General features: G+C 46.0%; 22 protein-coding genes and 1 pseudogene. 15 read left to right on the top strand and 8 right to left on the bottom strand.

All coding sequences use genetic code 11. From position 1 onward, the window contains the following. A partial coding sequence (locus QUB52_RS08300; protein WP_332972878.1) for a hypothetical protein occupies positions 1-194 on the top strand: 194 nt, incomplete at its 5' end. Further along, positions 191-334, top strand: a pseudogene (locus QUB52_RS08295) (type II toxin-antitoxin system HicB family antitoxin); the annotation flags it as partial. The gene QUB52_RS08300 and the pseudogene QUB52_RS08295, both read left to right, overlap by 4 nt. A gap of 318 nt (positions 335-652) precedes the next feature. Here the strand turns inward: QUB52_RS08295 and QUB52_RS08290 are convergent. Continuing rightward, complete coding sequence (locus tag QUB52_RS08290; protein WP_265239047.1) at positions 653-2,083, bottom strand: phosphoglucomutase/phosphomannomutase family protein; 1,431 nt, start codon at positions 2,081-2,083, stop codon at positions 653-655. A gap of 190 nt (positions 2,084-2,273) precedes the next feature. Here QUB52_RS08290 and QUB52_RS08285 point away from each other — a divergent pair, with 190 nt between their 5' ends. Further along, positions 2,274-2,471: a hypothetical protein gene (locus QUB52_RS08285; protein WP_265239046.1), complete on the top strand. Its 198-nt coding sequence runs from the start codon at positions 2,274-2,276 to the stop codon at positions 2,469-2,471. Positions 2,472-3,007: 536 nt separating this feature from the next. Next, complete coding sequence (locus QUB52_RS08280; RefSeq protein ID WP_265239045.1) at positions 3,008-4,102, top strand: hypothetical protein; 1,095 nt, start codon at positions 3,008-3,010, stop codon at positions 4,100-4,102. A 136-nt stretch (positions 4,103-4,238) separates the two neighbouring features. Here QUB52_RS08280 and QUB52_RS08275 read toward each other — a convergent pair whose 3' ends face one another. Together QUB52_RS08275 and bchM are read right to left on the bottom strand one after the other, a co-directional pair. Further along, positions 4,239-4,631 carry a DUF423 domain-containing protein gene (locus QUB52_RS08275; protein ID WP_265239044.1) on the bottom strand — a complete coding sequence of 131 codons (393 nt, stop codon included), beginning with the start codon at positions 4,629-4,631 and terminating at the stop codon, positions 4,239-4,241. Positions 4,632-4,910: 279 nt separating this feature from the next. Beyond that, complete coding sequence (gene bchM / locus QUB52_RS08270) at positions 4,911-5,597, bottom strand: magnesium protoporphyrin IX methyltransferase (RefSeq protein WP_332972879.1); 687 nt, start codon at positions 5,595-5,597, stop codon at positions 4,911-4,913. On the opposite strand from bchM, the gene QUB52_RS08265 reads away from it, so the two are divergent. Next, positions 5,578-5,733, top strand: coding sequence for a hypothetical protein (locus QUB52_RS08265; RefSeq protein ID WP_332972934.1), 156 nt, complete (start codon positions 5,578-5,580; stop codon positions 5,731-5,733). The two genes, bchM and QUB52_RS08265, sit on opposite strands and share 20 nt — an antisense overlap. Positions 5,734-5,876: 143 nt before the next feature. Here the strand turns inward: QUB52_RS08265 and nagA are convergent, their stop codons facing one another. After that, positions 5,877-7,148, bottom strand: a complete 1,272-nt coding sequence (gene nagA, locus QUB52_RS08260) for an N-acetylglucosamine-6-phosphate deacetylase (RefSeq protein WP_332972880.1) — start codon at positions 7,146-7,148, stop codon at positions 5,877-5,879. Positions 7,149-7,353: 205 nt separating this feature from the next. On the opposite strand from nagA, the gene purE reads away from it, so the two are divergent. The 7 genes from purE to QUB52_RS08225 all read left to right on the top strand — a co-directional run bounded on the left by purE (position 7,354) and on the right by QUB52_RS08225 (position 15,132). Next, positions 7,354-7,881 carry a 5-(carboxyamino)imidazole ribonucleotide mutase gene (gene purE / locus QUB52_RS08255; RefSeq protein ID WP_265234020.1) on the top strand — a complete coding sequence of 176 codons (528 nt, stop codon included), beginning with the start codon at positions 7,354-7,356 and terminating at the stop codon, positions 7,879-7,881. Positions 7,882-7,957: 76 nt separating this feature from the next. Beyond that, positions 7,958-9,559: an ammonium transporter gene (locus tag QUB52_RS08250; protein ID WP_336798485.1), complete on the top strand. Its 1,602-nt coding sequence runs from the start codon at positions 7,958-7,960 to the stop codon at positions 9,557-9,559. 588 nt (positions 9,560-10,147) lie between these two features. After that, positions 10,148-10,999 (top strand): SGNH/GDSL hydrolase family protein, encoded by an 852-nt coding sequence (locus QUB52_RS08245; RefSeq protein ID WP_265234030.1) that lies wholly within the window; start codon positions 10,148-10,150, stop codon positions 10,997-10,999. 112 nt (positions 11,000-11,111) lie between these two features. Further along, a complete protein-coding gene (locus tag QUB52_RS08240) occupies positions 11,112-11,714 on the top strand; it encodes an IS607 family transposase (protein WP_265234018.1) in 603 nt (200 codons plus the stop codon). Then, a complete protein-coding gene (locus QUB52_RS08235; RefSeq protein WP_332972881.1) occupies positions 11,711-12,229 on the top strand; it encodes a hypothetical protein in 519 nt (172 codons plus the stop codon). Before QUB52_RS08240 ends, QUB52_RS08235 begins: the two co-directional genes overlap by 4 nt. After that, the gene (locus tag QUB52_RS08230; protein WP_332972882.1) at positions 12,168-13,025 is read left to right on the top strand and encodes a hypothetical protein; all 858 of its coding nucleotides are present in this window, start codon (positions 12,168-12,170) and stop codon (positions 13,023-13,025) included. Before QUB52_RS08235 ends, QUB52_RS08230 begins: the two co-directional genes overlap by 62 nt. A 655-nt stretch (positions 13,026-13,680) precedes the next feature. Continuing rightward, positions 13,681-15,132 carry an ammonium transporter gene (locus QUB52_RS08225; RefSeq protein WP_321161538.1) on the top strand — a complete coding sequence of 484 codons (1,452 nt, stop codon included), beginning with the start codon at positions 13,681-13,683 and terminating at the stop codon, positions 15,130-15,132. A 58-nt stretch (positions 15,133-15,190) separates the two neighbouring features. On the opposite strand, the gene QUB52_RS08220 is transcribed toward QUB52_RS08225, so the two are convergent. Further along, positions 15,191-15,322 (bottom strand): hypothetical protein, encoded by a 132-nt coding sequence (locus QUB52_RS08220; RefSeq protein ID WP_265234015.1) that lies wholly within the window; start codon positions 15,320-15,322, stop codon positions 15,191-15,193. A gap of 236 nt (positions 15,323-15,558) precedes the next feature. Between QUB52_RS08220 and QUB52_RS08215 the strand changes: the two genes are divergently transcribed. Next, complete coding sequence (locus QUB52_RS08215) at positions 15,559-16,764, top strand: 4-hydroxy-3-methylbut-2-enyl diphosphate reductase (protein ID WP_332968739.1); 1,206 nt, start codon at positions 15,559-15,561, stop codon at positions 16,762-16,764. Positions 16,765-17,263: 499 nt separating this feature from the next. Here the strand turns inward: QUB52_RS08215 and QUB52_RS08210 are convergent, their stop codons facing one another. Then, on the bottom strand, positions 17,264-18,298 hold the full coding sequence (locus QUB52_RS08210; protein WP_332972883.1) for an RNA-guided endonuclease InsQ/TnpB family protein: 1,035 nt from the start codon (positions 18,296-18,298) through the stop codon (positions 17,264-17,266). Next, positions 18,216-18,572 (bottom strand): helix-turn-helix domain-containing protein, encoded by a 357-nt coding sequence (locus tag QUB52_RS08205; RefSeq protein ID WP_332976152.1) that lies wholly within the window; start codon positions 18,570-18,572, stop codon positions 18,216-18,218. The genes QUB52_RS08210 and QUB52_RS08205 overlap by 83 nt, the downstream gene beginning before the upstream one ends. 243 nt (positions 18,573-18,815) lie before the next feature. On the opposite strand from QUB52_RS08205, the gene QUB52_RS08200 reads away from it, so the two are divergent. After that, on the top strand, positions 18,816-19,067 hold the full coding sequence (locus tag QUB52_RS08200) for a CHASE3 domain-containing protein (protein WP_332972885.1): 252 nt from the start codon (positions 18,816-18,818) through the stop codon (positions 19,065-19,067). 386 nt (positions 19,068-19,453) lie between these two features. Then, on the top strand, positions 19,454-19,951 hold the full coding sequence (locus QUB52_RS08195) for a hypothetical protein (RefSeq protein WP_332968737.1): 498 nt from the start codon (positions 19,454-19,456) through the stop codon (positions 19,949-19,951). Positions 19,952-20,015: 64 nt separating this feature from the next. Here QUB52_RS08195 and QUB52_RS08190 read toward each other — a convergent pair whose 3' ends face one another. After that, positions 20,016-20,381 (bottom strand): response regulator transcription factor, encoded by a 366-nt coding sequence (locus tag QUB52_RS08190; RefSeq protein WP_039886668.1) that lies wholly within the window; start codon positions 20,379-20,381, stop codon positions 20,016-20,018. Positions 20,382-20,601: the final 220 nt, after the last annotated feature.

The following is a 20,601-nucleotide window of genomic DNA, read 5'->3' as shown; positions in this document are numbered from 1 at the left end:
CTCTGGCTTTTCGCTCATCTGACTACATTACCATATTTTTCGGCTCTCAATCAACTATTTTTTACCTGAATCCTTACTGCAATGCAAACATCGGAAGGACGTTTGTAGAGGAGGTTGATTCCTCACCCACGATCTCACCGCAGTTGGCAATATTGTTAGCGGAACTCGACGAGTTAAACGAGGAAGATTCATGAATCGATACAATACGATCGTCCAATGTTCTGACTAAGATCAACTTTTTCTAGTGACGATTCCAGAATTTGCCGATCGCGTTATCATGCCTTGTACTCATGGCAAAACCCGCAAAGCAGCCATCCGACATGGCGAAGAAGTCAGAAACGGCTTTGCAATAACTGCGAGACGCTTATGTATACGAAAAATATTGGCGGCAAAATGTTTTAATGTACGCGCGAGCACAGCTATCTCGCAGGAATCGCCCATCCCGTCAATTTACCAAAAGTGCGATCGACCTCAACCCCTCAAATCTCCCCATTCAACAAACTCTAAAAAATAGATAAGGTGCTCAGTGCGCGCCCTAATCGAAACCAATAAACCGGGTTATTTCAGAGATAGTTGATGATTTTCAGCAAGTATTTTCGTGAAAAAACCCGGTTTCTAGTAACCCGTTCGCAAGTCCTAAATCAGTGGAAAGTTAAGCAGGTTCTAATTTGGCAATTACCTTTTCCATGTACTCGGCAACTTTGGTTTCTTTTTCCACAGAGTTGGTTTCCATGTAAACGCGCATCAAAGGTTCAGTTCCCGAAGGCCGCAGCAATACCCAACCGCCGTCTTCAAGATAAAGTTTAATCCCGTCTTTGCGGCCAATTTCCTTAACACCGATACCCGCTATTTCTGTCGGGGGATTCTTGGTGAAAGAATCCAAAACTGCTGCTTTGTGGGCTTCCTCTAGGTGCAAGTCCAAGCGTTTGTTGTACAGGGGGCCGTCGGCTTCTTTGATGGCTTCTTCTACTAGCTGAGAAAGGGGTTTGCCTTCGTAGGCGATCGCCTCAGCAACTAGCATATCAGCCAAAATCCCGTCTTTTTCGGGGATGTGACCCAAAACGCTCAAACCGCCAGACTCTTCGCCACCGATGAGCACCGCTGTTTCCCGCATTTTTTCGCCGATGTATTTGAAGCCGACTGCGGTTTCGTAGATTGTTAAACCGTATTTAGCGGCCATATTGTCGAGCAAATGGGTAGTTGCGACGGTACGGACGATCGCCCCAGTCAAGCCTTTATTCTTAACCAAGTGGCGAGCCAACAGCAACAGCACGGTGTTTGGAGTCAAGACATTTCCCAACTCGTCCACAATACCAAAGCGATCGGCATCGCCATCGGTAGCCAAGCCCAAATCAGCCGAATCCTTCTTAACAGCTTCCACCAACTCTACTAACTGTTCGCCCTTGGGTTCAGGCATTCCGCCCCCAAACAGCACATCGCGGTAGGTGTGAAAACTTTCTACATCGCAGCCGCAGTGTTCCAAAACCCCGTCGAGATAGCCACGAGAAGTCGAATAAAGAGCGTCGTACTTCACCTTCAACTTAGCAGAGCGAATCCGTTCCACATCGATCAAAGTATAGAGAAACTTCAAATATTCGGGTTTCGGGTCAAAAGTGGAGATTTTATCGTTGTGGCTACCTTTGGCTGGGGCATCTGAAGCACCAGCAATATTTGCCACAATCGTATCAGTAATTTCCGGGGTAGCCGGGCCCGCATAGTCGGGGATGTATTTGATGCCGCAGTAAGGTGCGGGATTGTGCGATGCGGTGAACATCAAAGCGCCTGCGGAGTTTAGATGCTTGGCGCTGTAGGCGATGACTGGTGTCGGACAATCTCGATCGACTACCATCACAGTCCATCCCAAATCTGCCAAGACTTCGGCAGAGGTGCGGGCGAACTCGTCTGCCAGAAAGCGGGTATCGTAGGATACTAGCACTGGACGGTCTTTGGTGTAAGCGGTTTCGAGGTAGCTGGCGATCGCCCTGGTGACTTTTCGCACGTTGGCAAAAGTAAAGTCATGGGCAATCAGTCCCCGCCACCCATCGGTTCCGAACTTGATTTCTGTTGAATTGCTGGCGCTCATTTTATCCACTTCCTCTCGTCCTACTAATCCTACCCGAAGGTATAGCCTTAAAGACGCACTGGCTGTCCTGTTTGTAAGGATCGATCGCCCGTGAGGCATTGAAACCCACTTCTATCGTTGTGGGGGGAAGGTACCTCTTCCGGCCGAGGACTGGAACCAGCCAGGGTTTGTAGAGTGTGGGAACGATCGGGTGAGTCATCGAGATTCCGGTTTTGAATGGTGCTTGGGCGATCGAATGGACGTTCGATCGATAGCGGGCGATTCACGAAGAGGGATAGCTTCGCTTCACCGGGAAGCTAAAAAGCTGATAGAAAAAACCGCTAGCAATGGCATTAACGAAACGCACTTAAATCTGATTCTCCTCTCAAATTTAATTATTTATTCATAAAAGCCCCTCGTTGAATGTGTTAAGGTTCCGTAATTACCGCAAAAACGAAAATATTTTTTTGATTCACATAAGAAAATAAATCAATCAAAGTCACCGCTCGATCGTGATATAGCCTAGATTATTTGAGAACGTAGGGCGATCCTCTTCGTTGGCGTAGCCCCCGTAGGGGCGGGCTTCGCTAACGACAAAAGCACTCCAAAACAAAAATAAAATATCTCAAGTAGCAGTTTTTTTAAAGCAGACTTGACTTTAATTCTGAGGTTTTAAAACAAATTAAATTTATTTTCAGCCGTTTTTACAAGTCAAGAAAAAAATCTCAGGATCGTGATCGCAGGGTTAGGGTGTTCTAGCGCACAGTAAATAGCGTTATTAACGTGTATCTTATAAAAGATGCAGGCTGTAAAGCCAAATTGCCTATAACTTTAAGCACAATAGCGGATAACTGTCAGCGTACAAATGCAGAAGATTGTAGTTAATAACGTTAAAAGTTAGAGGAATCGATCGGGTGCTACTTCACAAAAAAAACGAGGTTTCTCATGGCTAGTATTTCACAACTCTCTTCAAAGTCTTTACCTGTGGCAGACGAAATTCAACAGGGCGACAGTTTTGCGTCACACAGTATTATGGGCTTGGACACTCACAAACTCCCAGAGGCTAAAGGCGTCAGCGTTTCTTCCTTAGCAGTTAGCTGGGCAAAAAAATATTACAGTATAGTGGCGGCAAGAAAAAAGCAAGCGCAGCAGCAATTTTCCGAAAGCCCAGAGTCAAGAAATTTTGAGGGAAATCGAGCCAAAATAGTTGACAAATTGACAGATACTCTGAAAGTAGCCAGCGAGATAGCTTGGAGTAGAGTCGAAGCGGTTTTAGAGGGACAAATAGAGCAGCAGGCGATCGATCCGAGCTTAATTAATCGTGAAGAAATTGTCGCCGACACTCGCGCCTTATATCGGAAAGCAATAGACGCTTACGGCGATAGAGAACCTGTTTTTCGCTTGTCAGTGCTGGTGGGAAAAGATATTGTTCAAGTGAGGCGAAAATACTCAGAGACAGATCCGTTAGTGCTGGGATTTGTAACGCTGGAGTTTCAATACACTAGCAAAATCTTGTTAGGATGTCTTTCGCAGTCAGATCGATCGCAATTTGCACCATACTTAAAAGTTGTAGATGACTACCTGCACATTCCCTACGGAGAGATTAACGAGGCTGCGGCGAATCAGCCCCCCAATTCAAAAGCTCTTCTAGCTGTGCAACATTTGTTGCAGCAGACGACTCAGATTGCTAGTGCAGTCTACGATAGAGCTAGTGCCCAGCATCCAGGATACCGCAGCAACAGCGGTTATTTGAGCGATCGGGAGATCAAAAATTCTGGCATCCGGGATGTCGAGATTTTTCAAAGCTACTTGTGCTGGTGCGTTTTGGAAGGTAGCATTCGCGCGGTACAGCAAGAATTGTTTCCAATTTGCGTGATGCTGTACCCGAAACTTCATGTAAGTTGGGAATTAGTGCAGGATATGCTGCTGATTTTGTTTAGGGAAATATCCGATCGGCTTCCTGCTGAAGATTTAATAGTATTTTTACCTTATTTGCGGACTGTGACAGAGATGTTTTCCAGCGATGTCTTTGAAAATTAGGGAATTGGGCATAGGGCATAGGGCATAGGGCATTGCAAGTGTCTGGTAAGGTGCTTATGGCGCACCCTAACATTGACCAATGCCAGCGTAAATTGTGTTTATATTCAATTTAATTGAATATAATTTTACCAATTACCTATTTGAAGCTAAAAGCTGCAAGTGCCAAACATCCCCAACCGACAATCAAAGCAACTCCGCCCAGGGGCGTAATTGCACCCAGCCATTTGATGTCTGTCAAACTCAGGGCGTACAAACTGCCTGAAAAGACGATCGTGCCGGCAATAAAAGCCCATCCAGCCACTGCAAAAAAGGTTTGAGACTCTGGGGCGCGGCTTAATAGTAAAGCGACGAGTAATAGAGCTAGGGCGTGATACATTTGATAGCGGGCTGCGGTCTCAAAAATGCCTAAAGCTCGATCGCTCAATTGATTTTTTAAAGCGTGGGAAGCAAAAGCACCGCCTCCAACGGATAAACCTCCGAATAGGGCGGCGGTGGCTATAAAAATGCGCGTTAGGATTAGCGTTGACATAAAGAAGGAAGAAGGAAGAAGGAAGAAGGAAGAAGGAAGAAGGAAGAAGGAAGAAGAAAGAAATAAAGAAATAAAGAAATAAAGAAATAAAGAACCTTTCTGTAGGGTGTGTACTGCGCACCTTACCCTTATTAGTAATTGTGAGGTTGAAGGTAGAAAGAATAAGGAAGAAGGCAGAGGAAAAAATAAGCTAATTGTTGATATCGAAGGTGTTCGGTAAGGTGCGCGGTGCGCACCCTGCGTTTATGAAAAAGTCGCTTTTTTACCGATATTTTTACCCTATTTGCGCACAGCTTCCAGCAAGCGAGAATAGTAAAAGCTAGTGCTATTCATGGCTGTTCTGTTAATCACAAATCCGTTGCTTTCTAAGATTTTGATAATATCTGCTTCGCGGTGCTGGTAAGCGCGAGTAGTTTTGCTTGGCCCTGGGAAAAGTTCGCCAAATTTTTTGAGGGCGGTAAGTGCTATAGTTTTGGGGGCAAAACTGAGAATTAGTCGCGATTGGGCGATCGAGCTTAGGTGAGCGATCATTTCCGCAGCCTTACTTTGAGGATAGTGGATCAGCACGTCCAAACAAATAACCGTATGGAATTTGCCCGTTAAGGCTTCTAAATCTTGGGTGGCGAAAGATATGTTGTAGAGCTTGCCGGGAACTGCTGTCGATCGATCGTAGGCTTCTGCTACCATCTTTTCAGAGATGTCGCTAGCACAAACAATTGCCCCAGCGTCAGCCAAAGGAATGGTCAGAGATCCCACACCGCAGCCGGCATCGCAGATACCAAGCCCGCGCAGATTGCCGTCAGCTTCCAGCCATTCGATGACTGTATCCACCGTTTTCTGATGCCCGGTGCGGATGTCTAGCTGCACTTTGTTGACTTTGCCATCGCCGTAAATTCGCTGCCAGCGATCGAATCCCGTCGAGTTAAAATACTGTCTAACTATAGTCTTGTCGTCTACCAAATTCATCGATCTGCCTACTGCTGAGTTATTGCCAACGGTTAGATATTATAGCAGAAGAAGGAAGAAGGAAGAGGGAAGAGGGAAGAAGGAAGAGGGAAGAAGGAATCGAACGCAAGGGTTTCAGCGATTCAGAACACCCTAAATCTCTGGCGCGATTGCTATTATGTAGCAATCTGGCTCGGAAAACGCGCAAGTTAGAACAACCGATTTTAGATTGGAGGTTTTAGATGGGAGATAAAAATCTAAAATCTAAAATCGGTTGTTCTAAAATCTAAAATCTAAAATCTAAAATAGTCTGTGCCAAGTCAATTCTTTTGTCGCCGCATTTAAATTCCAGCGCAACAATTGAGTTGCTGGTTTGCCGATAATTCCCGAAAGTCCGTTAGCGAAGCCCGCCCCTACGGGGGCTACGCCAACGAAGAGGATCGCCTTTCTGGGAGATTCAGTTGCTAGGGCGATCGCACTTTCAACATCGCAAATCCCCCACTTCACCAAATTCTGCACTCCCGCCAACAGCGGCAGAGTTGTACCTGCCAAAGTAGCAGATTCCAGTGGGGTGTGATAATCTAATGTTACCCAAGCCGTACCTTTTCTGACTTCAATTTGTCTGGAATCCCAAGGATAAACACCGTCAGGCAAACCCAAAGGAGCCAAAGCATCGCTCACTAAAAAAATGCCTGTTTCGTACCTAGCAGCGCGCAGCAAAAAATCAATCATTGTCGGAGAAACGTGCTTTCCGTCAGCAATTAAACCGCATTTTACACCCGGATAAACGATCGCCGCTCCCAACAAACCCGGTTCTCGGTGGTGTAAACTCGGCATCGCATTAAAAGCGTGAGTTACCATTGAAGCTCCTTGCGCAAATGCTTGCTCTGCTTGCTCTGCTGTCGCTTGGGAGTGTCCGAGACTAACGGCAATTCCCAAACTTTGCAAATAGGGAATGACTTCGCCAGTGCTGTCTAACTCCGGTGCTAAAGTAATTATTTTGACAATATCGGCACAATCTCCTAAAACTTGCTTGACATTTTCTATAGTTAGCGGTAGTAAAAACTCAACTGGGTGAGCTCCTCGCTTCTGGGGATTGAGAAAAGGCCCTTCGAGGTGAACGCCGATAATTTCGGCTGTTTTGGATTGATTGGTTGCGGGAGCCGTAGTTTTGGCAATGCGGATATAATCAGCTATCGTCGAGAGCGATCGCCTAAACTTATCGAGCGAAGTTGTCAGCAAAGTCGGCAAAAAAGCATCGACTCCCTGATTCCATAAAAATTGACAAATTTTCGGTAAAATTTCAAGATGTTTGCTTTCTAAATCTGGGAAAGCTAAACCGAGCGCCCCGTTAATCTGCAAGTCAACACCGCCCAGAGAAACCCAATCTCCGGCTGCATCAAGCACTTGCAAATCGGGAGGACAAATCCGTTTAAATATTTTGTCCATCGAGCAAATTTCTTGAATGATGCCCGTTTTGTCAATAGCAAGCATTTGCAAATCCTTGCAACCGGGGACGCGAGCATTGAGAATATCTATGGGGGCGGCAGTTGGGGTTGTGGCTTCAGTCATCCGATTTTAGATTTTAGATTTTAGATTTGCTCGCCGAGATAAATCTGCGGGCTCGTGATCAGGATGTGGAGATTTTTGCTTTCTGCACTCTTGGCTTGTGACCAAATTGCTTTCGAGCATCCGTTTGGCTACAAAATATCTAAATTTTAGTTAACGCCATAATTTAAAATTACCATTAATCTGAAATCTCATATCTTAAAATTGCATGAATGAACCGACAGTTGGAATTATCATGGGTAGCGATTCGGATTTGCCTACCATGAAAGATGCGATCGCAATTTGCGAAGAATTCAATGTACCTTGCTCCGTAGCAATTGTCTCCGCCCACCGCACCCCCTCGCGCATGGTGGAATATGCCCAAACCGCCCACCAACGGGGATTGAAAGTAATTATTGCAGGTGCTGGAGGAGCAGCGCACCTTCCGGGTATGGTGGCATCTTTAACGCCTTTGCCGGTAATTGGCGTGCCGATAGCGAGCCGCCACCTGCAAGGGATAGATTCCCTGTACTCGATCGTCCAAATGCCAGCCGGGATACCGGTGGCAACAGTAGCGATCGGCAATGCTAAAAATGCCGGCTTGCTGGCAGTTCAAATATTAGCAGTTTCTCAGCCAGAATTGCTAGATCGAGTCCTCGCGTACCGCAAAAACTTGTCCGAATCTGTAATGAATAAACAAAATCAGCTAGAAAATGTAGGTTATCAGGAGTATCTCAATCTGAACAAAAATCTATAAACTTCTGTAGTAGAATTGGAAAGTTTTCGGGTTCTTACCGATCGCAACATTTGTAAAAAGGGCGAAAATGATCAAAATGACTGTCGGGAAAAAAAAATCGAAACAATTCAGGCGGGAGTCTTTGGATTTACCAGCCGCGAAATCTTTTACAAAAGTTAACAGGTTCCAGAAATTACAAAAGGCGATCGCCCGCCTGAGACCGAGTTGGCAAGCCTGTATTCCTTTAGCTGCCATCATCGTCTTGATGTGGGGATATGCAGCGGTAGCCCAAACCCCTCCCACGCCAACCACAGAGGAACAATTGGCCAGCCTCAAGGTGGGCATGGATACCATGTGGGTGATGATAGCTGGGATGCTAGTGTTCTTTATGAACGCCGGTTTCGGGATGTTGGAAACTGGTTTTTGCCGCCAAAAAAATGCCGTTAACGTGCTCTCCAAAAACTTGATTGTTTTTGCACTTTCTACGATCGCATTTTGGGCGATCGGCTTTGCGTTAATGTTCAGCAACGGCAACGGTTTTATCGGCAGCAGCGGCGGATTTTTCCTGTGGAATGTAGCTGACAACAGCCCCGCTACAGGAGATGCCTATCAAGGCATTTTCACTGCCTTAAATTGGACGGGAGTCCCCCTCAACGCTAAATTCTTTTTCCAATTAGTTTTTGCGGGAACTGCTGCCACGATCGTTTCTGGGGCCGTGGCAGAGCGAATTAAATTCCTTGAATTTTTAATTTTCTGCTTGTTGTTAGTAGGCATTGCTTACCCGATTACCGGACACTGGATTTGGGGTGGCGGCTGGCTGGCAACAGCCGGATTCTGGGATTTTGCCGGTTCGACAGTGGTTCACTCGGTAGGCGGTTGGGCTGCTTTGATGGGAGCGGCATTTCTTGGGCCGCGGATGGGCAGGTATCGCAACGGCGATACTGTGGCGATGCCGGGACACAATATGAGCATTGCCACTCTGGGCTGTTTGATTCTGTGGTTGGGTTGGTTCGGGTTTAATCCCGGTTCGACAATGGCTGTCGATCCAAATGCGATCGCCCACATTGCAATTACCACCAACACCGCCGGCGCCTTCGGAGGCGTTGCTGCCACGATTACAGCTTGGCTGTACCTCGGCAAACCAGACCTTTCGATGATTATCAACGGCATCCTCGCCGGCCTAGTCGGAGTGACAGCGAGCTGCGCTTGGGTCAACGTCCCCAACTCTGCCATGATCGGCGCGATCGCCGGCATCCTGGTAGTTTTCTCCGTAACTTTCTTCGACAACTTGAAAGTTGACGATCCTGTAGGGGCAACTTCAGTTCACTTAGTCTGCGGTATTTGGGGAACTCTGGCAGTTGGTTTGTTTGCTGACGGCCCTACAACTGGAATTTATACCGCTGGGCCGAAAGCGGGATTGCTAGTAGGGGGAGGCTTCGATCAATTATTACCACAGTTGATCGGTATTATCTCTGTAGGCGGGATGACCGTGCTGCTGAGTACGATTTTTTGGGCTGCACTCAAAGCTTTGTTGGGTATCCGCGTTTCTGCTGTTGAGGAAGCTGAAGGTTTGGATATCGGCGAACACGGGATGGAAGCTTACAGCGGGTTCGTGAAGGAAACTAACTCGGGCAACAGAACAGAGGGCAGCTACGGCGGTTATTCTGAGGGTGCTGGGGACAGGACTACCAAACTTTAGAGCAAAACTGTAAAGCGTGGGACGATCGACTTTCTTCAGCTTTCTAGCCCTAGATGAGCCATTTGTACATCTAGGGCTAGATTCTGAAAAACCACAATCTGAAATCCCCCGCCCACAGATGCAGTGCCGATCGCACTCTTGAGCCTTTTAAACCCGGTTGATCGTTCTCAGTTGCTTGCTCAAATCGCGCAATTACGTTAACAAATCGGGTTGCTGATTCTAGGCTACTAGGTTAGGAAAGAAAAAAATGTAACTTGATAGAAGCTTTAAATCCTCATGGAGTACATCATTCCCCAATTTAAAATGTCAAATCTCAAATCTCAAATCGCCTGATGTCTGCGCCAGAAAGTTTGGCAGTCAGATTTTTTATGGTAAAGTAGTGCCAAAAAGCAAAGTTCTGCATCGCCGTCACGCCCAACACAGCACAGTGCTTGATTCTTACCAGAATTGAGTGAGGCGAAAATTGAACGGTAAAATTTGATGCAGCAATCAGTGCTAATTATTCGGTGTGGTGTCTGCAAATCGCTTGAGTTTATGGAGAAGTTTGGAGGAGTTAGCAGAAGTAGAACTCATAAATCCCTCTTGGGGATGGAAGTTAGCCGATCGAAAACAGTTCCGGTTTGGGCTTTGCTATCTCTGCTAACGAACGGGATACTGATACTCGCAGTCGCTCAACTGCTGCGGGGACAAAACTTGACAGAAAGCTCTCCTGCGAGTGCTGCGGTAACGGCAGAAGGCACTGAGGAACTAATTCGACAGCCGACGACAACGACAAACTCTGCAAAGGCAGTGTCAGACTTGCCTGTTGCCGGGCCGCGACACAAATGGTCTTACCAGCAGTGGGTGACGCAGTTGGGGCGGGAAGCTGAGGCTGCGGCGGCCAATCGCCCCCCAAAACTTAGTGTTTTGGCTGGGGATTCTCTGAGTATGTGGTTTCCGACGAAGCTGTTACCGCCCGATCGCATTTGGCTAAATCAAGGGATTTCGGGAGAGACTTCCGTGGGTTTGCTGAAGCGGTTGCAGTTGTTCGATCGAACTCTGCCCGATACAGTGTTTGTGATGATCGGGATTAACGATTTGTTGCGGGGGGCCAGCGACGAAGGGATTTTGAACAACCAGCGACAGATTATCCGCGATTTGCGGTGGGCTCACCCGAAAGCACAAGTGGTGGTGCAATCGATTTTGCCGCACAGTGGGGAACAAGCAACTTGGGAAAATCGCGATCGACTGTTGGCGATTCCTAACAGTCGGATTCGCGCCATCAATCGGCGGCTGAAAGAAATTGCTAGTTCTGAAAATGTTTCCTATCTGGATTTGCAGCCGCTGTTTGCGGATGCTGACGGCAATTTACCAATCGAACTGAGCACAGACGGCCTGCACCTGAACGATCGAGGTTATCTGGTTTGGCGATCGGGCTTGCAGATGTTCGGCCAAATGTAGTTGAAAAATTAGTTAGAAGGAAGAAGGAAGAACGAAGAGGGTAAGTCTGCTGATGCAAAATAGCTAGCTATATCTCTTCATATCTACTCATTTTATATGTTATAATCAGAAAATGAGTAAGGTATCCATTTCTGAAGCGGCAAAACTAAAGGGAGTAAGCGTTTCAACCTTGAGACGTTGGGAGGCGGAGGGAAAACTCGTACCAGAACGCACTGAGAGCGGTCATCGCAGGTACGATATTGCCAAACTGATAGGTGTTAAAGCCGAACTATCTTATACGATTGGCTATGCGAGAGTCTCCAGCCACGACCAAAAAGAAGATCTAGTTCGCCAAAAGCAAGTAATCGAATTGTTCTGTGCTACGAATGGATGGCAGTTCGAGACAATTGAAGATCTCGGCAGTGGGATGAATTACAACAAAAAAGGTTTGAAAAGACTAATCAAACTCATTATAGATGCCAAGGTAGAGAGACTGGTCTTAACTCATAAAGACAGGCTACTCAGATTTGGGGCTGAGTTGATATTTAGTCTGTGCGAACATTTTGGAACAGAAGTTGTGATCATCAATCGGACAGAAGATGCTAGTTTTGAAGAAGACTTAGCATCAGATGTATTGGAAATAATTACTGTCTTTTCCGCTAGACTTTACGGAAGTCGCAGCCCTAAAAACAGAAAAATTGTTGAAGAATTAAAAGAGGTAGCCAAGAAAATATGAGCATCTTAACTTACTGTAAAGGACTACCCACTCCAATTGAAGAACTAAATCCAATTGGATTTACAAACCTCGAAATATTGTTGACATCATTTAGCCAGATATCGCACTCAGCTACTTGTGAAACTGTCAACCATTTACTGAATTTGACAGACAAATTTGACCAAAGCAAGTGGAACACTTATCTTCAGATTAAATACCGAATTAACAAACGTCAAGCAGGTGGAGTTATCGCCTTAGCCCAAGGTAAAGTTGAGAGCGCAAAAAAATGTCGAAAAAACCATATCAAACAGTTAGAAGCCAAGCTCAAGTCAGCTAAGAAATGGATAAGTAAAGCAACCAAAAAACTTAAATTGCGACAGAAATTCTATGCTAAGAAAGACTGGATTGATTCAAAGACTGGTTGTAATTTTCCACTCAGTTCTAGCATCTTCTCGCGCGTTACTAACTGGCAGTGTGAATGGTTCAAAATTGCACCACAAGCAAAGGTATATTCACACTCTCGTCAACCGAATTAAGCACCTCAAGTTAGCTTCACTTCGAGTTAAAGTACAGCATGGCGAAGTGGTTATTGTTGGCTCTAAAAATGAGAGCTACGGCAACCAATCTTGTCAATGGGATGGTGATAAGTTGACAATGAGAGTTCCTTACTGCCTAGAGGATTCTTTTGGCAAAACAGTTAGTTCAATCATTGGTAATTTCCACCGAAATATTGATAGATTGCCAAACACTGGTGCTAAAACTTGGCACTTTTACCGTAAGGATGGACGGTGGGTTGTTGCAGTTCAATTTACTGCTACACCAGTACCTAAAGTTAGCCGCCAAATTCAATATGGTTGCATCGGTATTGACATGAATCCTGGTTCAATTGGCTGGGCATATATCGATACCTGTGGCAATCTAAAAGCACAGGGGACTATCCCATTGCAAACAGGCTTACCAACGGTCAAGCAGGATGCTCAAATTGTTGATGCTTGTCTTCAATTGGCAATATTAGCCACTACTTATGCTTGTCGGGTTGTGTGTGAATCCCTGGATTTTTCGACTAAGAAAACTCAACTCAGAGAGCGAGGTCGAAAGTATGCTCGAATGTTATCTGGTTGGGCTTATAGTCGTTTTTATCAATTACTGGAGTCAATTTTATCCAATCGTGGCATCTCTTTATTTACCCGCAATCCAGCCTATACCAGCTTAATTGGTTTGGTTAAATATGCTCGAATGTATGGATTATCTTCTGATGTTGCCGCTGCAATTGCGATCGCGCGTCGTGGTATGAATTTGAGTGAAAGATTGCCTCGCTCTGTGTCCATCTAGGGGTGAACCCTAGAAAGCACGTCTGGAGCGGGTTAAACCAACTGCATAAATTCAATGGTCAATGTGCTGTAGTTAATCGTCGTCACGATTACTATAACATCTCTAACTGGGCGGATTTGGTTATGGCTGATGTCGAGCGAGTCGCTAGTAATAGCAAAAGTCGGGCATCTTCCAAGCGTAAGCGTTAAATCTGATTGACTTAAAGTTACACCGTAGACTTATCCCTACTAATTTACTCGATGGGTAGATTTAGTTAGGTTTTTACAAGCGGAAGAAAAATGCTCCCACTCCCGAACTCTCCCCCTATCACACTCTCCCCAACACCGATTACTCTGCTTCCACAGGTTATGTCAAGTACATCGGGATAGATTAAGCAAATATGATTCTTAGCATTTAGTATATTCTGATACAGAATAACTATTTGTACAAATGGTGCAATCCATAAGGCACATACTATTGGATTGATACTTGACAAATTTAGATGAGTCCGGATATAGGAAGTTCGGGAGTTGAGGATTTGGGAATTATCTATTAAAGATTGGTTCCGCTAAAACAGGGACTTAAAACCAAATAACTATTGCATCTAAAATCCTCGCATCTAAAATCGGCTCGGTCTTCCCTAAAAATTGCTGACTATTTAGAAGGTGAAAGTAACGTGATCAAAAAAAGTTTTACGATCGGCATCCTCGCACTGTGGCTATTAAGCTGGCCGCTGATGAACAGTGCCTTAGCTCAAGATGCTCCTCCCCCTGCGGCTATTGCAGCGGTGGTGGCGAATCCGATCGACACTGGCGATACAGCCTGGATGTTAGTGTCATCAGCACTGGTACTGCTGATGACACCTGGGCTTGCGTTTTTCTACGGGGGACTGGTGCGATCGCGCAACGTCCTCAACACCATGATGATGAGCTTGGTGATGATGGGACTGATCGGCGTCACGTGGACGCTGTGGGGCTACAGCTTAGCTTTTGATGTCACCCCCGGTAGTCTGGATGCTAAAGGGTTCGGCCAAGGACTCGAAACCTTCATCGGCGGCTTCGACTGGATGTTTTTGAACGGCGTCGTCGCCGACAAACCAGATCCGATCGGCTACGCACCGACAATACCCCACCAAGTCTTCATGGTTTACCAGATGATGTTCGCCATCATCACTCCAGCATTGATTTCCGGGGCGATCGTCGAACGGGTAACATTCAAAACCTACTTCTGGTTCGTGCTGCTGTGGTCTACCTTCGTCTACTCACCTTTAGCCCACTGGGTTTGGGGTAGAGGCTGGCTGGGGGCGATCGGAGCATTAGACTTTGCCGGCGGCACAGTCGTCCACATCAGTTCCGGCGTATCTGCGGTAGTCGCAGCTTGGATGATCGGGCCCCGCAAAGACCACTTGAACAACCCCCACACCCCCCACAACGTACCCTACGTCTTGCTGGGAATTGGGTTGCTGTGGTTCGGCTGGTTTGGCTTCAACGGAGGTAGCGCCTTGGGTTCTGGTTCCTTAGCCACAGTGGCTTTTGTCACCACGATGATTGCTACAGCAGGCGGCGGCTTAACTTGGACAATCCTGGAATGGGTGCTCAGAGGCAAACCGACAGCAGTCGGAATTGCCAGCGGCTTCCTAGCGGGACTTGTAGGCATCACACCGGCGGCGGGATTCGTGCTACCAGTAGGAGCGGTTTTGATCGGATCGATCACTTCAGTTTGCTGCTTCTTTGCCGTTAGCTTCCGGGCTAAGCTGGGGTTTGACGACTCTTTGGATACCTTCCCGATTCACGGAGTCGGCGGTACTGTAGGCGCGATTCTGACTGGCGTGTTTGCCACTAAAGTAGTTAACGCTGCCGGAAATGACGGGCTGTTTGCCGGGAATCCGGGGCAAATCGTGACCCAGTTTGTAGGCGTTCTAGCTACTTACGTGTTTGCGGCTGTCGGCACTTTTGTGATCCTGAAGATTTTGGCGCTATTTATGGAACTGCGAGTGTCCTCATCTGCTGAAGACCAAGGTTTGGATATCGGCCAACACGGGGAAGAAGCTTACGGTGAGGATTTTGCCGGCGGTTTCAGTTCCTTTGAATCTGGTTCTCCTTTTGCGCCTAAAAAGGTGGGAAGCTGATTTTTAAGGGTAAGTTCGATCGTGTAGAGATGCAGTTATCTGCGTCTCTACGCTTTTTTTAAGTTTTTTTAACGAACTGATCAAAGTCGCGCCCGTCACAGCGGCGCATCAGCACTCCGGGAACGAAAATCCGGCACAGCATATAGCCATTTTTGCCGGATTTGCCCGATCGCAGCACTTGTGGCGGCACGGGTTAGCCTGCTGCGATCGACGTTCGTAACTGATAAAATGATTGCTATATTCCCTGTTCGCTACTAAATCCAATAATACCAGTTTCAAAAAAGAATGTAACTGCATACAAGCCGCAAACCCTTATGCAGTAATTCATTCCAATCTAAAATCTAAAATCTAAAATCGTATAATCCCGATCGCACCCAGGCCTTCTAAAATCAAAGGTAATTAACCTAAATTTCAACTCGATACCGCATGGATACTAAAGCTTTTAAACGATCGCTCCAACAGTCCGAAAACTACCACCGCAAGGGTTTTGGACACCAAGCTGAGGTAGCTGAGGTGATGCAGACGGCTTATCAAAGCAGTCTGATCCAGCAAATTCGCGACAACAATTACAGGCTGCAACGCGGCGCAGTCACTATCCGGCTGGCTGAGGCTTTTGGCTTTTGCTGGGGGGTGGAACGCGCTGTAGCTATTGCTTACGAGACTCGCCAGCACTTCCCCTCGGAACGGATTTGGATTACTAATGAGATTATTCACAATCCTTCTGTAAATCAGCATTTGCGCGATATGGAAGTGGGTTTTATTGCTGTTGAAAAGGGACTGAAAGATTTTTCGGTTGTCGATAGTGGCGATGTGGTAATTTTACCTGCTTTTGGCGCTAGTGTCCAAGAAATGCAGTTGCTGAACGATAAGGGCTGCAAGATTGTTGATACTACTTGTCCTTGGGTTTCTAAGGTTTGGAATACTGTTGAAAAGCACAAGAAGAAAGATTATACTTCGATTATTCACGGTCAATACAAGCATGAGGAAACTGTTGCTACCAGTTCTTTTGCCGATAAGTATTTGATTGTGCTGAATTTGCAGGAAGCTGAATATGTCAGCAATTATATCTTGCACGGTGGCGACAGAAATCAGTTTCTTACTAAGTTTAGTAAGGCTTATTCGGCTGGTTTTGACCCGGATCTGGATTTGGTAAGTGTCGGGATCGCTAACCAAACTACTATGCTCAAAACTGAAACTGAGAATATTGGTAAATTATTTGAAAAGACGATGATGCGGAAGTTTGGCCCGGAGAATCTTAATGAACATTTTCTGAGTTTTAATACTATCTGCGATGCGACTCAGGAACGGCAAGATGCTATGTTGGGTTTGGTTAAGGAGAAGTTGGATTTGATGCTGGTGATTGGGGGTTTTAATTCTTCTAATACTACGCACTTGCAGGAGATTGCGATTCACAAATCTCTTCCTTCTTATCACATTGATTGTGCGGAACGTATTTTACCGGGAAATCGCATCGAACACAAGCCTTTAGGCGGAGATTTGGTCGTAGCTGACAATTGGCTGCCTGATGGTAATATTGTTGTGGGCGTGACTTCCGGTGCTTCGACTCCTGATAAGGTGGTTGAGGATGCGATCGATCGCATTTTGGCGATGAAATCCACTGTTATTGCGTAATTTTCTGGTTCGCCACTGCACTCGGGGTCATCATTTTCGGCGTGCAGTGCGATCGTCTCTCTTGCAAACAGACTATAAACTCCAATTGCTTTTTATTCCCTCTCCCATCTGAAAATTATCCGCGTTAATCTGCGTTCATCTGCGGTTCGTTTCCCTAGCAATTTCTCCCCTGAGTCCTAAAATTTATTTTTAATAAAAAAAATAAATTGCCTTTTTTTTCGGGTAAAAAGCTTGACGCGGGTGGATTGACAAGGTATTATTAAATGATGGGAATAGTGGCAATTTTTAAATTCAATTCACCACTTCCATTATCTAAAATATACCGCAAAAATCAACCAAAATCAATAGGTAAAAACTCCTTTTTTCCTGCCACGATTTGAAAGACTCAAAGCAACAAAAGCGATGCTACAGAACATGGCGAATTAAGCTTGGCTGGCAGCGAGAGATGGCCTGTTTGCCGTCTCCAACTTAAGGAGGATGCGAGGGGAGCGAGAGTGAACTACCCGACTCTCATCCTACGGATAGAGAGCGGGCTTCCCAATTCAAGAGCAACCGCCTCGACATTAGTAGACTTACGCCCATACTGTTTTGGTCTTACATTGCCTCCAAGGGCAGTAACGCTGGTTCCCAACGCCAATATCCGTAAGCCTTCATTTTTAATATTGATGGCTGCATTAACGTCTCGGTCGTGCCGTTTCCCACAGTGGGGACAATCGAATTCACGGACAGACAAATCCATTTTTGGCAGCGACAGTAAAGTCTCAGAACAAAGGTGCGACGAAGGAAAGAATCGACCTACTTCTAGGTATACTTTACCGAATGCTTCTGCCTTGTATTTGAGCATAGTACAAAACATTCCCCATCCAGCATCGCTGATGGATTTAGCTAGGCAATGATTCTTCACCATGTTCTTTACTGCCAGATTTTCTACGACAATGATTTGGTTTTCATCGACTATCTTACGGGATAGTTTATGTCGGAAATCTTCTCTGACTCTAGCGATTCTAGCGTGGACTTTTGCAACAGCCAATTTAGCCTTACGTCGCTTATTCGTAGTCTTATTTTTTTTGCGAGATAGTTTTTTCTGCTGGCGCTTTAAGTTGCGTTCGTGTTTTTTTAGATGCCGAGGGTTCTGATATTTAGAGCCTTCAGACGTAACAACAAAGTCAAGTAATCCAAGGTCGATGCCGATTGCTTTGCCATCTTCTATCGTCTCAGGTCGAGCAATGCCATCATCCATCAACAATGATGCGTAGTAACGACAATCAGGCATCTTAGACGCCGTAACAGTTTTTACAATACCCACCAATTCACGATGAATTTTAGCCTTAACTACCCCAAGATTGCCAGGGAATTTAATCTGATCATGTTCCAAAACTTTAACGTTTTGAGGAAATTGAATCGATTGTTTGCCCTGACATTTCTTAAAGGTTGGATAAAGGGCGCGACCATCAAAGAAGTTGATAAATGCCTGAGACAGATTTAGTACCGAAGACTGTAAGGCACTGAGAGTAACACTCTTTGAGCCATTCAAACTCAGTCTTCCAGACTGGAATCTGTTTCTTCATCGTGAAGGCAGAGATACCTTTCCCAGTCTCTTTGTAAGTCTGGGACATCGTAGCCAATGACTGATTCCAAACCCAACGGACACAACCAAAAGCTTGCGCCAGATGGTTTTGTTGTTCCTGACTGGGATAGATTCTGACTTTGACTGCTTTCAACACAATGTTGTTTATCACGCTACTGGAACTATGATAACACAATGGATCAGACAATACAAATGCAAAGAATACGGCGAGTCGACCCATGCCCGTTCTCCTTCCGATATCTGCGATTGTTGGGATTGTCAAACGGGCAATCGTCGCTTCAGTCCCATTCATCCCGACGCTCATCCGAAGCGGATTGAGCGCGGGGCTTCTGCTGATCCAGCTAAACTAGAAACAAGATAAATCATCGCAGATTTGAGCCTTAAATTTAGACACTTTCGCCACCGTGTGTGCCCGGACAAAAAAACGATCGCCCACATCCAAGTAAAATAAAAAAAGCAGGACTTGCGTGCCGAGTATTTCAAGAATAAATCGCTGACTCGCCAAATCACCGCAGGCATCGGCATGGCCTTGGGGCTGCTAATTTTCAATGCGGCAACTTCCTACCGCAATACTCTCAAGTTAGTCGAAAACGAACGCTCAGTGAGCCACACTCACCAAGTTTCAACTGAACTCGAAGCCACACTTTCCACGTTAAAAGATGCTGAAACCGGACAGCGCGGTTATTTGCGGACCGGAGTAATTTATCGGCTTTGAAAGCTGGTTTCGATCGCCATTTGGCTAAACCCGTACCACCCGATGTTTTGGTGGAGGCTGTAGTCAGTTTGAGGCAGCAAGCGGTGACAATTTAAAATAACTCAATTAATAATTGGTAATTGTGTTTGATCGTTCGGAATGCAAGTCCTCATCAAACTTTGAGGACTTGCATTCCGAAGGATCAAACGTATAATGCTGATTCACCAAACTCGATCTAGACGGGAACCGCTCAACTCAAAAATACAAATTTTTATATTTTAAAGCAATTGAACTTTTTCTTGTGGGGCGATGCTCTGAGCATCGCCCAAAATATGCAATTTCAAGGCCGATCGACTGATTGGTTTGTGTTAATATGCTAAAATATCCAAAAACCACGCGGTAATTAAGTGGACAAACTTCAGACAGACATCAAAGCAATTTCTTCTCAGATTGAGGCATTGCGCCGGGAACGCCAGCAGCTTAGCATTGGCGCTGCCGCCCCCCTCGGTGATTCGCCTCAAGCGATCGCCGATGCTTACCGCCGTCACGCGAGGGAAACAGCAGAAGTGTCAGCAGAAGTCAAGGGGATAGATGATGCGATCGCTGCTCTGTCTGATCAACTTCATCAGAAACAGCAGCTATCGGTAAACTTGCAAAGAAGGAACCCGATGGAGGAGCAGGTTGAGGAGGGAAGAGTTCTCGCTCGCGGACACGCGGAACGGATTAACGAACTGGCGGGGGAACTGGCTGCGGAAGTGAAGGGACTCAAAGCCATCGCTGACCAAATTAGCCCCAGTTACTGGCAGGTTTATTACAAGCCTTTTATTACTGGTTTTAAGAGTATTTCTGTGCCCTACGTGCGATCGGACGGGGATGTTTGGACTATTGTCAATCGAGTAGTTTAGAGAGGCTGCGGGATCAGAAATTGGAACCACTCAAGACATTTTTTTCTGTCCCTCTTCCTCTACTTCAACCGCGCAGCAGTTGCTTAATCGTACCGACCAATTCCTGAGGGTGAAATGGCTTGGCGATGTAAGCATCAGCTCCTTGTTTCATTCCCCAGTAGCGATCGAACTCTTCGCTTTTGCTCGAACACATTACCACCGGCAGATTCTGAGTTTTGGGGTCGCTTTTGAGCCGGCGACAGACTTCGTAGCCGTTCATCCGGGGCATCACGATATCCAGAACGACTAAATCTGGGCGGTTGGCTTTGATTTGCTCTAGAGCTTCTACGCCATCACTAGCTACCGTGACGTTGAGTCCTCTACCTTTGAGCAAGTCAGCGATCATCTCCCGCAGAGTGACGCTATCATCAACAACCATAACTGTACTCATAGAATAATCCCTACCAAGTTTCTGGGTTGAAACGTTCACATTAACGTTTGCATTAACGTTCACCTTCAAAGGTGTCTTTTCCTGATTGAGATTGCGTTCTGCTAGATGTAGTTTACCCACTTTTGCTGATTTCCCAATCATTTTTTAAAGAATTATCGCGAATTTAAAGATCCGCGTAATCTCGGTTGACACACGAGGCTATGTCCGTTAGTCTATCATT

It is taken from the genome of Microcoleus sp. A6-C6 (assembly GCF_036705955.1).
GTDB lineage: Bacteria > Cyanobacteriota > Cyanobacteriia > Cyanobacteriales > Microcoleaceae > Microcoleus.
The sequence above is the reverse complement of the archived record's forward strand: the minus strand, read 5'-3'. Positions and strand labels throughout refer to the sequence as shown.

Bases quoted from the DNA above. Each gene is read 5' to 3' on its own strand.
- QUB52_RS08290 (WP_265239047.1), bottom strand. From the start codon at position 2,083: ATGAGCGCCAGCAATTCAACAGAAATCAAGTTCGGAACCGATGGGTGG.
- QUB52_RS08280 (WP_265239045.1), top strand. From the start codon at position 3,008: ATGGCTAGTATTTCACAACTCTCTTCAAAGTCTTTACCTGTGGCAGAC.
- QUB52_RS08275 (WP_265239044.1), bottom strand. From the start codon at position 4,631: ATGTCAACGCTAATCCTAACGCGCATTTTTATAGCCACCGCCGCCCTA.
- bchM (WP_332972879.1), bottom strand. From the start codon at position 5,597: ATGAATTTGGTAGACGACAAGACTATAGTTAGACAGTATTTTAACTCG.
- nagA (WP_332972880.1), bottom strand. From the start codon at position 7,148: ATGACTGAAGCCACAACCCCAACTGCCGCCCCCATAGATATTCTCAAT.
- purE (WP_265234020.1), top strand. From the start codon at position 7,354: ATGAATGAACCGACAGTTGGAATTATCATGGGTAGCGATTCGGATTTG.
- QUB52_RS08250 (WP_336798485.1), top strand. From the start codon at position 7,958: ATGACTGTCGGGAAAAAAAAATCGAAACAATTCAGGCGGGAGTCTTTG.
- QUB52_RS08245 (WP_265234030.1), top strand. From the start codon at position 10,148: ATGGAAGTTAGCCGATCGAAAACAGTTCCGGTTTGGGCTTTGCTATCT.
- QUB52_RS08240 (WP_265234018.1), top strand. From the start codon at position 11,112: ATGAGTAAGGTATCCATTTCTGAAGCGGCAAAACTAAAGGGAGTAAGC.
- QUB52_RS08235 (WP_332972881.1), top strand. From the start codon at position 11,711: ATGAGCATCTTAACTTACTGTAAAGGACTACCCACTCCAATTGAAGAA.
- QUB52_RS08215 (WP_332968739.1), top strand. From the start codon at position 15,559: ATGGATACTAAAGCTTTTAAACGATCGCTCCAACAGTCCGAAAACTAC.
- QUB52_RS08205 (WP_332976152.1), bottom strand. From the start codon at position 18,572: ATGGGTCGACTCGCCGTATTCTTTGCATTTGTATTGTCTGATCCATTG.
- QUB52_RS08190 (WP_039886668.1), bottom strand. From the start codon at position 20,381: ATGAGTACAGTTATGGTTGTTGATGATAGCGTCACTCTGCGGGAGATG.